Annotated in this window: 1 protein-coding gene; it reads right to left on the bottom strand. The window is 33.9% G+C overall.

All coding sequences use genetic code 11. The features are described 5' to 3' along the window. Positions 1-62 precede the first annotated feature (62 nt). On the bottom strand, positions 63-13283 hold the full coding sequence (locus KMW28_RS26300; RefSeq protein WP_169663872.1) for a T9SS type A sorting domain-containing protein: 13221 nt from the start codon (positions 13281-13283) through the stop codon (positions 63-65). Positions 13284-13386 lie beyond the last annotated feature (103 nt).

A 13386-nucleotide genomic window follows, 5' to 3' on the forward strand; every position in this document is an offset into this window, starting at 1 on the left:
CTAAAAATAAAAAAAAGGTGGAACTTTCATTCCACCTTTACATTTATATTCTCGTTTATTTTTTATTGTCTGATTAATTTTAAATAAGCTGTTTTTCCCGTTGATGTTCGAACTTTCAACATATACATTCCTGTTTTCCAATCTGTTGTTGGAATAGTGATTTTATCATCATCATCAGAAATTTCATGCATTAATTGACCCGTTATACTGTATATCTGAGCAACATATGACTCTCCTAATTCCAGTCCTAAGATAAATAATTGAGTATCTTCATCATCTACTGGGTTAGGATATGCTTCTAGAGACAAGTCGATTTCTGATGAAACATTTGGATGAATAATAATTACAGGTCCGTAGTAAGTGAATTCATCATCAAAATCTACTTGCTTCAATCTATAGTATCCTTTAGAAGAAGTTAATACATCGATAAAGGTATAATTTTGAAGCGTATTGCTATTTCCAGCAGCATTTACTTCACCTATCTTTTCATAGTTTCTACCATCTACTGATCTCTCAATTTCATAATGAGATGCATTTACTTCGGTGGCTGTAGACCATTTTAATGTTACCTCATCATTATTAATATCTCCTGTAAACGAGATAAGTTCTACTGGTAAATCAGGACTAGGATCTACATACTCTTCTAATGTTGCTCCAAAATCAGAGAAACTGTTGATCTCTGCAGGTATTGTCGAAAGTAATCGTCCGCCAGCTCCTACAGTTGACCAAGTTGAAGTGATCAATTCCCAAACTGATGGATTAACAGATTCATCATGATGTACAATTGTTCTAAAGTCTTCGTTTTCTAAAGTTAATGCTGATAGATCTTCAAAATACATTTCAATTGTTATACCGCCATATGAACCACCATTATCTACTCTATGAACATCCCATACATAAGAAGATATAGCCATTGTCTTATCCTCTGATCCATCATTTACCACTACTTGAGCATTTGGATCGACATCCTTAAACTCAACATAATAATCTGTCGGATCATCATCAACGTTATTCAATCCTAATCTAGCCCATGTTGTTGTAGAACCTACAGGGAATACATAATAACTACCAAATGCTGTACTCAAGTTCTGTTTAGTTACTTTACCTACAACATATGAAGAAGCGTCAGAGGTGATATTACCCACTGCATCCTGTAAAATCATGTGAGGAACCACTATTAAACCACTTGTTAAAGTAAGATTTGATTTAATCTGTAAATCAACTTGAGAAGTTAATCCATTACTATTATTTATGATTAAATGATTGAATACTTCCTCTCCATTAAATGTATTGATATACTGTGGTGAAGATCCATCAAAAGTAGTTTGACCAGTTGATGTGAAGTTTCCATTTGCATATTCATTAAACCATCTACCTCCAATATTTAAATTATAACCATTGTCGTTTAATGAGACAAACTGACCTAGAATCTGTAAATCTCCTGCTATTTGAATATTGCTTTGGAAGGTTTTATTGCCAGTTCCATCAAAATATAAGTGATTAATTGTTTGATTGTTCAAAGTGATATTCTGATCTGAGCCATTTAAGTTCAAAATGAAATCGTCTTCATATTGTACTGTCACTCCAGCCATCAATTCGAAATCACCACCTACATTAAATGTATTTCCTCCAATATTTAATGTACCATTGTCCATTTCGAAATTACCTTGAACATTTATATCTCCATCTAAATTAACCACTGATGTATTCTGTCCTTTGATATATAAACTATGATAATTCTCTCCAGCTGTTAGGTTGATATTACCAGTCGGTGTTTCTAATACCATAATTGAAGTATTAGGATAGAAAATACCATCATTATTAATTTTACCTTGAATACCCACTAATGAATTTTGGAAATCAACGTAGCCAAACCCAGACATATCTGATACAATATTGAACTCTTCAGAAATAATTAATTCGTAATCTGATTCAACAGGGTTCAAAATATCCAAATCATCTGAAGTATTATCACCAATGATAACAAAACCTGCTTGAGGTAGAACATCTAAAGAGAATATTTTAATTGTTGGATGGGATGATCTCAGTACCGGAGGTAAGAAACCAGGCTGAGGTTGTCCTACAATAACGATAGCATTATCATCATGATCAGCTAATTCACCTGGGAATTCATTTGCAGGATCTGGCGTTGGTGTGCCATTAAAGTAACCCCAATGATCTTTATTGTTCCATGCTGCATGTCCACTACCCGGTAAATCTTCTGTTGCACTACCGATCCACACATATACATTTTTGGTATCTTCCCATACAATGTCACCACCTTCTTCGAAGTTATCTCCTTTTAATAAACCTTTGGCGTCTACAAAATAAACAGTAGAGGCAGTTTCGTTTAAAGCGTTATACTGTGCACCTCTTAGGAAGAAGTTATGGTAGAATTTATAATCAAGTAATTTATTTCCAACTGTTGGAGTTCCAGATGTAGTGTAATTTTTAAAGTGGACATATCTTCCTGAAGTTGCTCCATATTGATACACAGTAAACGGCATCAACACATCAAAATTCGTAGGAACTCCTTCAATATCCACATCGAGGTTCACTGGATTAATCTGTACTCCATCATACACAATACCTTCTGCTCCCATATACTCAAAAGTGGCGTTAGAAGAATTCAATTGACCTCCATTTAATTCAAAGCCGTAGCCACCACTAGCAGGATTTGACCTTGTTACAATAGCATTATTCTGTAAGGTCAACGTACCTGTGCTCATTACTAACTTAGATTGATCACCCATTAATAATCTTGTATCATCAATAAATAAGTGACCTCCATTAATTTCTATTTGAGCATTTGGTTGTGTTCCAAAAGTTAATTCAGAAGTTTTTAAATCAAGCGTTCCAGATGTTACCGCTAAATTTTCCTCAATTCTTAGATTAGAAGATAATTCAAGCGTATCGTTCATATCTGTTGAATTCACTTGTAACTTTTGGATTGTAGAAGTATTCGAAATATCGATAGTTTTTGTATTTCCATCTACTCCATCTTCGATTAAGACTAATGAATTATTATTTGTATTCATCTCGCCTAATACAGAAATATTCCCAGCGATATCTAATATTTCGTTATCACCTATTAATTCTAATGAAGCGGATGCATCAACTTGTAGGTCTCCTGTGATTTTTTCTTCACCATTAAGTTGGAGTGATGTAGAAGAAGTGACAGCAATTGTCAACTTACCAAAATCAATACCCGCATTATCGATGAATTGAGCACCATCTCCATTAGCGATGATTTCACCACCTTGATTCTTCAAAGAACCTGTAACATTAGTACTCCAGTTTTTCTTAATTCCTACTTGACCATCTGTAGAACCTAAATCTAATTGACCAGATAAATCTAAAGACTCTTCAATTTGTAAATCCACATCTCCATCAGAAGAAGAAATTCTAACAATAGCGGCTGTTTCAATAATTAAGTTGTTTGCATACGCTATTTGTGTATCTGAAATTACTGGCTGACGAGTAACAGGAGGAATTCTCACATCATCTGAACTTGTCGGTAACCCTTGATCTGATGGTGACCAATTATTTACATTAAACCAATTTGTGTCTTCAGCTCCTGTCCATACAAATTCAGTTGGATTTACCCAATTAATCAAATTATATGGATCTCTATCATAATTTTCACCTGATAAAGCACCTCTAGCATTATAGAAGTCCACTTGACCTGAGGTGGCAATTTGTTTCGAAACGTTGGCCGTACCATTAGAGACAGATTGTATGAAATTGACATTTTCTATGGCACCACCTGTATATACACCTAAGTTTTCAGTAGCAATAAAATCTTGATCATTTTCGATTTTTAAAGCAACACCACCACGATAGTTATTAGAGAAAGTACCATCAGAGAAATTATAACCTAAATCGTTCGGGTCAATAATAGCATTCTCTCTGATCACAATTCCAGGTAAGCCTAAACCACTAATACTGTAGTGTTGAATTTCGATATTTCCATCAACAGTAAAATAATAATAATCATTTTCGTCTGCGGCAGTAATAATTGCTGGCAAATCACTTGATCCAAGTATTTTTATATCACCTAGTACATTAACTACTGCATTATTATTCATATATAATTTTGCATCAGCAAACATATCATAAGAGGCATTTACACCAATATTAAAATGACCGTTATTTCCAATTGTAATTTCTCCCGTATTTGAAATAAACTTACCACGAATTAGGTTTAAATCGTAATTACTAGAGATATTCAAATTATCGTCTAAAGTAAATATTGTTGAAGATTGTCCTTCTACAACAAGTCCTCTAAACATAGATCCATTCGTTCTAATAATTGCGCCTGTACCTGTAGCATTCATGTAGTAATTTCCTCTTTCTAGTATCAAACCATTATTCACCAACATATTTCGGTTGATTGTCGCTGTTCGGTCGATCATTTGGAAATTACCTTCTTGAACCAATAAGTCATTTTCGATAGTAATATCAGAATTAGATACGTTTACTTGCGTACCATTTGATTTATCTACTACTATACTAAAGAAACTATTATCGTTTGTAGGGAATAACGACATTGTTTGATCTGTATCCCCATTAAATGTGATCACTGAATTATCAGAAACAAAATGAGCTGCAGAATTATTGTATAAGAAATCTCCTCCTACATTGATATTTTTTTCATTTGCATCTAATGTTGATTCATTCAATCTTACATATCCTTTAGCAATTAGATTATTATCTAATGTCTTTGTTGTATTTCTTGATGTATAGATGTTACCATAGAAAATTGGCTTACTGTCTTCAATTGTTCTAATGGTCTGATTTACATATCCAGTATAAGAAGTGATACTATTTTCATCAAGATTATATGTGTTGAAACCTGTAGGGAAATTGTCTGCTCCTGCAATATCTAAACGAACATTATCTCCAAGATTTAAATTACCGTTGTTTGTTCCAGTAATTTGATAAGTTCGTGTAAACATTGAAGTTTGAGTCAAATCTAAATCGCCCAATACGGTGATATCTGTATTTAAATAACCTCCATCAGCTTTAAGAACTAAGTTATCAAAATAGCAATGATCACCATAGAAATTAATATTACCAGTTCGATTAAATATGAAATCAGCAGAACCTGTGGTTGAATTTTGAATGTTATTCGTTGTACCATATCCATACCAACGATTTCCATCTACAATTACTTCTCCACCTCCATCATTAAGATAAAATGCAAAGTCATCATTTTCTGAATAAACATCTCCATAGAAGATATATTGTACACCTGCGACAGATTGTTTAATTGTACCTTGGTTTAAAAATGCTGTACTATTAATCACTAAAGAGTCAGTGATAATATATTCAAAACCATCAAAATGGGTTCTTCCAAATTTAGCCCTAGTTAAAGTCTGAGCAGTGGTACCATTTAAATAAATATCACCTCCATATGAAACATCAAATAGAGCATTTTCTGCAATAATTACATCTCCTTTAAAAGTGACTCTATGTCCCTCAGGAAGTTTAATTCCGCCTGTTGAAGTGATACTGAAATCACCATCAATTACTAAACGACTTTGTAATGATACTGACGCTGCTCCACTGATAATTAAATTATGGAAATTAGAATTATTTTGATCTAATACTACAGTACCATTTGATTTTACTAAATCGACTGTACCTGTACCAGGATTGAATGTACCAGAATTAGATACCGAATGATTTTCACCAACAGCTATTCTTTCTGAATTCGTTACAGTAATCATTCCGCTTTCTAGCGTAAGATCACCCGAAAGATTTAATGCGTCTGTTATATCGCTATCTAAAGTTAACTGACCTCCTCTTATGATTAGATCTTTAGCTTCAGCAGTTGATGAACCTGTAATTCTTGGATAGAATGTATTTGTGGATGTTTTAGAATTGATCACAGCATTGTTAACTCCCAACACAGGTACGAAACCACTTGACCAGTTATCACCATCAAACCAATCATTGGAAACATCGCCTTCCCAAACATATTCATTATTCACAGGCCAATTGATAAGTCCTGCTCCTCCTGCATCTTGGTCAAAATCTTCTTCATATTCTTCACCTTTGATAGAACCTGCAATTCCTGTTGAACCTGAGAAATTAATGGCACTACCAGCATCGGCTGCTCTTGATACATTATAAAGATTATTATTTACATTTGGTGTCGCAGAGTAATCAAAAGTAACACTTGTGATATCCGTCGATATCGCTGCATCAACATCTAAATAGACTCTCCTAGGAAGAGAGTTATTGGTTGACATTCCTGTAAATACCCCTTCAGAAAAGTTATTAGTATTGTCTACTGTAGCATTTTTAGAAACTTGAACACCTGTATGATCAATTGATTTGAATTCATAGAATTTAGCATGAATTGTTGCTCCATCTTGAATATCGACTATCAATCGGTGATCGTCTGAACCTCTATCTACTGTACTTACTCTAGATAATTGACCAACTTGTCCTACAACTTTTAAAGTACCGCCTGAATAAACGGTTAAAGTTGGATTAATTGTGCCATCAGCTTTTGTATCTCTTGCATTTACCTCAAGATCACCACCATTCGAAATATCTATAGTACCGTAAATATCTACGAATTCAATATTATCTAAGTCATCAGCATCCGTTCTTTCTCCAACATTTAAAACCATCCCGTTTACATCTACAGTAGCTGAAGAATTTACCGTTAAACCTTTAGAAGTATATAAATCGGTGTCTAATTGATAATTCACATTACCAGCAGAGGCATTGAATTCCACTTTATATAGTTTTCTAGTACCTTTATTTTTGAATGTATAAGTGGCTCCATTTACTTCTCCGTCGAATTTTACTATGGCAGTTGAACGATTGTATCTTGCTTCTTCTAAATCAAAATTCCCTTTGATGGTAATTATAGCATCTTCACTCGCATTGACGTTCACATTATCTTTACCAATAAAATTACCAACAGTCAAATCACCTGCAAAAACTTTTGATCCCGAATTCATCATTTGAAGCTCTTTGACTACAAAGCCGGCAGGAATTGTTTGTCCCCCACCATCAAGAATGAATGTGGAAGCAGAAGCATCATAAGGGCCATCTAATATTATTTGTGAGGCGCCTATATTATGTATTTTATCAGTAAAGTCAACATTTCCAGAAGTAGCATCAACACTTAAAGTGTTATCGACATTAAGTGCATGTACAATGTCTTTTGAACTTTGTTCTTCAAAATATAAACGTCTAATGGTATGATTATCTCCAAAGTTTAATGTTTGTGTAACAGCAGATGTATTTTTAACAATCAAATCATTTGTTGAATTGATCTCACCACCTGAAGTTGTTGTCCATTGACTACCTTCAAAAGTGAAAGACTTATTGATGTACATTTTAGCATCAGCATCCACCTGAATATCACCTAATACTGTGTAAGAATTATACACAAACCTTTTTTCTTCCTGACCACTTAATTGTAACTCATTATACATCATAGAAGATGGCGTATTTATCAATTGTTCCTCTCCAACGATATTACCATTAAAAGTAATCGTGTTTGTTGGAGCAAGATAAGTGGTTACATAAACATTACCAGCAATTTCAATATCAGTAGATTGATCATTTAATGCGTAACCACCTCTTACACGATCATCAAAGTTACCTTCTACTTGTAAAGTCCCAGAATTCTGTACTAATGTTGCCCCACTTGTTTCAATATATAAGTTACCGTAAGTAGGTACTGTAGATATTGTTGTGGTTGCATCAGAAGCTGACTGTAGTCTAAAAGTTGAATTTTTATGGAAAGAATAGGTCCCGAAATTTTGAGGTAATAATACATTTGTATCTTCTCCGTATACATAAAAAGTATTTCCATCGGCAATTTGGAATGTACCAGAAGCAGTACCTGTAATTATAGAAGGATCACCGTTCCTACCTTGACGTCCGACTGCATTACCTCTAACAGTAAGATCGCCAGTTATCGACATGTTATTTAGGAAATACTTGTTCCCTTCTCCTTCTAGAATGAGGTGATGTACATTTTGCAATACTGGAGTTATATTCCATGAACCACCATAATGTCTTAAGGTACCTGTTCCCCAATTAACCGTTAATACATCAGTTGTATTTTGAGTTCTTAGATTACCATGAAGAGCAATTTCATAATTATTTACTACAAGCGAAGCGGGATCACTATCATTATCAAAATAGATATCTCCTGTCACTTCAATATCTCCAATTAATTGTTTCTCAGTATCGTGTATATTAAGATTGTGGTAAGTAATTTCTCCTATATTTTGAACAATATCAGAAGTTGGTCGATAAGTAAATGTACCATCTGTGATTCTGTATTGGCTAAATCCTTTAGGGTAATTATCTGCACCCCTTACCTCGACCGTACCGCCTGTTTGCGTAAATGAACCTGTACCGTTTAAAGTAGCATTTTCATTAATGTACACACCACCAATACCATTTAAAACAGTAATATCAACAACCGTAACATCAGATAAATCATTAAAAACTTTGTTACCTGTACCTTGAATAATAATATTACCTAAAGTGGCATCACCATATATGTTTTGGGAACCACCATTTAAAATTATTGTTCCTGATTGAGTAAAAGTACCGCCATTACTATTATCGAAATTACCCAAAAGGTAGATCAAATGGTCATTACCTGTAACAGTTGCACCTGAGTTATTCAATTTGATATTTTTATTGACGGTAATATTTCCATCTAATATCATTGTATTATCAACTGATAAAGAATAGAAATCACCACCATCTACAGTTGCATCTACACTAGTAACTGTTGATGTTCTAAACTCAAAAATACCCGTTGGCTGTCTCCATCGATCATATACTTTGATATCGCTATCAGATACATCATAAATACCAGATTGTATAAAGAAATCATTCACATTCAAAGTATTATCAGATTGTAGAATTGTTCCTTCTCTTGAATCAACAATAACTTCGTTGTATTGATCGGTTCCAGGTACAAATGAATACACTTTTGCATCTTCCGATGTAATTCTTAAAATCGAATTATTATGTGTGAAAGTACCCTCATTTACCCAATCACCATGAACTACAATAGAGTCTGCATTGCCTCCTTCTATTGTAGCCCCTGAATAGATAAATACTCCGTTAAATATTTCAATTTTATCATCCAATGTTAGGGTTGCTCCACCATCTACTTCTACTTTTAAAGCAGAAGCGGTAGCTCCACTTACGAGTGGGTTATTAGGTCGGCCACTTGGGATAAATACATTATCGGTTTCTGTTGGTACAGCTCCAGAACTCCAGTTACCTATTGTAAACCAATCCGTACTAACATCACCTGTCCATGATATACTTGGATCGTTATTCCATTCCACTCTATCCGTTGGATCCAATTCAACCGCTCTATTTGAACCCTTAGCATTATTGAAAGTTAGGACACCCATGCTAGCATCTTCGTTGACCACCGCATAAGTTGGTCCAGTACCAAACGAAACATTTTCGATAGTAGTAGCAGGTAATAATGCACCCGATCTTACTGTAATAGATGCTGTACCTGAATTATTTATAAATAAACCATTAGATAAGTTGTTTGTTCCGTTTAATGATGAACCTGATTTAAATTCTAAACCATCACCATTGATATCTGTAATCTTGTAATTGATAGCTGATAACGTACCATTGATCTCTATGTTATAAGAATTACCATTGTAACCTTCTACTAAAGCAAAATTGTTGGGGTCACCTTCTATTCTCAAATTACCACCTGATTCTACCACTAAAGCGCCTGAATTGTTATTTGGTAATGAAAGTGTTGCTCCTGAATTTACTAATAGTTCCGCTCCATTTTGAACAAATATTTGCTTGTTGCCATTTGTCATTTCAATAGTTTTACCCTCCATAAATAAAGTACCTGAAGAGAGGGTAAGATGACCAGTAGATCCTTCCATTCTTAGATCAGAACCCATTAAATAACGCGTTCCGGCCACTGGATTAAAAATGATATCGGTATTATTGTTTCTCGTAGGTAAGGTAGAATTATTGTATTGCTTACCCATTTCGAATACATAATCTTTACTATTATCTTGTGCTTCAAGGTAAAGAGTGTTGACCTCGTACATGTCTCCATCACCCATCTTTAAATCACCACCAATATGAAGATTTCCTCCATTCACATCAGCTCTACCTCCAGTTTGTAACCAATTATTTAAAACATAATAATCAGCCACACCACCTTGAAATGAGAAAGTACTTGTACCATCCAAGCCAATAGTTAAATTATATAATTGATCGTCTTCTCTGAATGATTTTCCACTACCAACAAAAATTAAATTACCATTATCGTGATTAAAAGTACCGTCTAAACCATCCCAATCACCTGAAAGTAACATTGTAAATCCATTGGCATGCAAGATCGAACTGTTCAACATTTCAAAATCATTCGTCAATGAAATGTTACCATTCAAAGTAACTTCTGATCCATCAATATCTACGTTATTAAAGGCTGTTGCATCAATAGTTTGTGTAGTACCATTAAATATCACTCTACCAGTACTACGGAAAGAACCACTGTTGTTAATCCAGTTTCCTTTAACATTTAATGTTCTATTTTCTCCATTTACTGTTGCTCCTTGAATATCAAAATCTTGTTCGAAAGTATAAGTGGAAGCACCATCAAATGTTTTTACACCTTCACCAGAAAAACGTACACCTTGGAATACTGCTTTCGAAGTATTATCAACTTCTATTCTTTGTGAATTTGTTCCTGCAAATAAAACTAATGCATTATTATTCTGAGTGAAATCGTTACTTGAACCAGCGTTTCTAAAATCACCTAAAAGAGTTAAATCATCTTCAATATCTAGGTTACCTTTACCTGAATTTAATCTCAGTTGATTATTAATTTTCACTTTACTATTGAAAATAACTTTGTAACCAGTATTCGAAATTTGTACGTTATTAAAGGCAGATAAGCTAGATTGAGTAACTGTTTGATTTGCTGCTGATGATTCAAAATAAACAGTTCCTATGTTCGGAACAAATTGAGACGTTTCGTTATTTTCTGTCCAATTACCGTATAATCTTAAATTAGCAAAGGCATTCACCATCATTGGAGTACCTGAAACTCCTCCTTCTAGTAAGATGTTATTGTTTATTCTAACTTCTCTGGAGATATCAACGTCTCCAGTCCCTCTAAATTCTAGATTATAAAAGATAGCATCTTTAATTTCTTGTTTTTCTGTACCTGTGAAAAGTACAGTACTGTTATCCATCCCTGATCCGAAACTTCTGTTGTCATAAAACCAATCACCTTTCAAATCAATTTGATAACCGTTCGTCTGTAGATTAGGATTATTACTAACTTTAATAAAATCTCCGTTTACAGTTAGATTACCAGCTAATGCTTTAGTACCTCCACCAGAGAACCAAATGTTACCGTATGTAATATTTGGAATAGTTTGAGAACCGTTACTGTAAAAATCAATTACAGACTGTGTATCACCAAAAGTACCGATAAGGTAATTGGGAGTAGCTGCAGCAGTTCTAATTCTAGTATACCCAGTCTGTGTCATTGATGTATTTACAACAACATCAGTATCATTAAAATCTACTCTTAATCTGCTGGACTCAGAACCATTTGGGTTATTAAAAGTGATGGTGTTTGCAGTTAAAGGATGCTCTAATTCTATAGTTCTTTCTGCTGTTAATGCTCCGTTAGAAGTGAATTGGATTTCATTAAAAACAAATGGAACATCTCCTTTGGCATTTGTAATCGTCTGATTTTGATCTATGTTTTCAAGAATTAAAGTCGCATTAGGAGCATTAATTTGCCCAGCATTACCAGAATCTGTATCTCTCCTGTTTGTTATATTTCCTTGGACAGTAATTTCTACATTATTGTCAGAAGTTAGCACCGCATCATAGATCACATTTAAATTACCTTTGATTTTTGTATCGTTATCAAAGTTTTTGTTGGATGCATTTCTTAACGAAAGATTACCATAATCAATATTAGAAACAATATCTAAGTCTGATGTACCTTCATAAATAAAATTACTATTGGTTGAGAGTACATAAGATGAAAATTGAGGAATTTCTGAACCTCTTACTGTTATTCTAGTACCATCAGTTGCACTTAAAGTACCCGCTACACCAGTGATCTTAGCAAACTCATTTAAAACTAAGCCTTTGTTATTATCAATATTGATACTTCCTATAAATTGGAACTCATATTTTCTTCCATTATTAGATCCTACGCTTAATGAACCTTCTGTTAGTTCAAAATTCACAGTACCTAAAAAGATAGGAATTGCACTTGTATGAAAATCAGTATCTAAATTGTAGGAATGCAAATTACCATCTCTACTGTAATATGTTGATGAAGTGAATGTTAAAGCATTAATTGCAGTAGCAGCAGTCGCGTTATTATAATCTAATCTCACACTTCTAAAATGGTGGTTACCACTACCAATTTGTAGTGTTGTTGCATTATCATCGTGACCTACTAATAACTCTCCGGTAACATATAAATCCCCTAATGTAGAGTTAGATCCACCACCTGTGAATTCTAAGTTATTAAATTGGGCTCTTTGATTACCAGTAATCATATCTGGAGCAACTGGAACTTGTAAAACTTGATTACCTGCTCCATCCATTGTCACTCTGTTGGATGTAGATAGTACTGTGCTTAAATTATCTATAGTAAAGTTTCCTGCTATATTAATTCCGTTTTTAGGTGAAAAGATGGTGTTATTGATTGTGAAATCTCCTTCAAGATCTAAAGGAGTCCCATTTAAGATGACTTGTTGACCTGCTTTATTGAAAGTAAGGTGGTTGAAAGGTATTGTTCTCCCGGAACCATTAGAATTTCTACCTTCAATGACCGACACTCCTCCATTTTGAGAAGTAAAAATCACTGTAGAACCTGTTGTTGAGGCATTTAAAGTACCGTAATAAAGAAAGTCATTGGCTATACTTAAAGTGATGTTGTCTTTAATCTCTAATGTACCTCCTATTTCCATTGAATGTATATACTCAATAGTTGAGGAAGTTGTAATAGAAGTAGCCAAAGTGTAATCATGCCCTGTCTGAATTATTAAATAACTATTTTCTAATTCATTTAAGGAGGCAGGTGGGGATCCCATACCATCAGAAGCTGAATTCCAGTTTGATGTTTCAAGGACTAAGTAATCTCCATTTACATCTTGTGTTGTTGGAGTTGAATAGTATATATCCTGAGCAAAGGCAATAGGTAACACTAAGAAAGTTAAGTATACTAATAGTAACTTATTAGTAAGGTAGTTTTTTAACATAATAGCGAGATCTGTTAGGAACGTTAGTGTAAGTAATCAAAAATAAATACAGTTTTACAAAGTTAATTTTTTTAGAAGACTTATATAACGATTTTGATTTGAT

It is taken from the genome of Flammeovirga yaeyamensis (assembly GCF_018736045.1).
Classification (GTDB): domain Bacteria; phylum Bacteroidota; class Bacteroidia; order Cytophagales; family Flammeovirgaceae; genus Flammeovirga; species Flammeovirga yaeyamensis.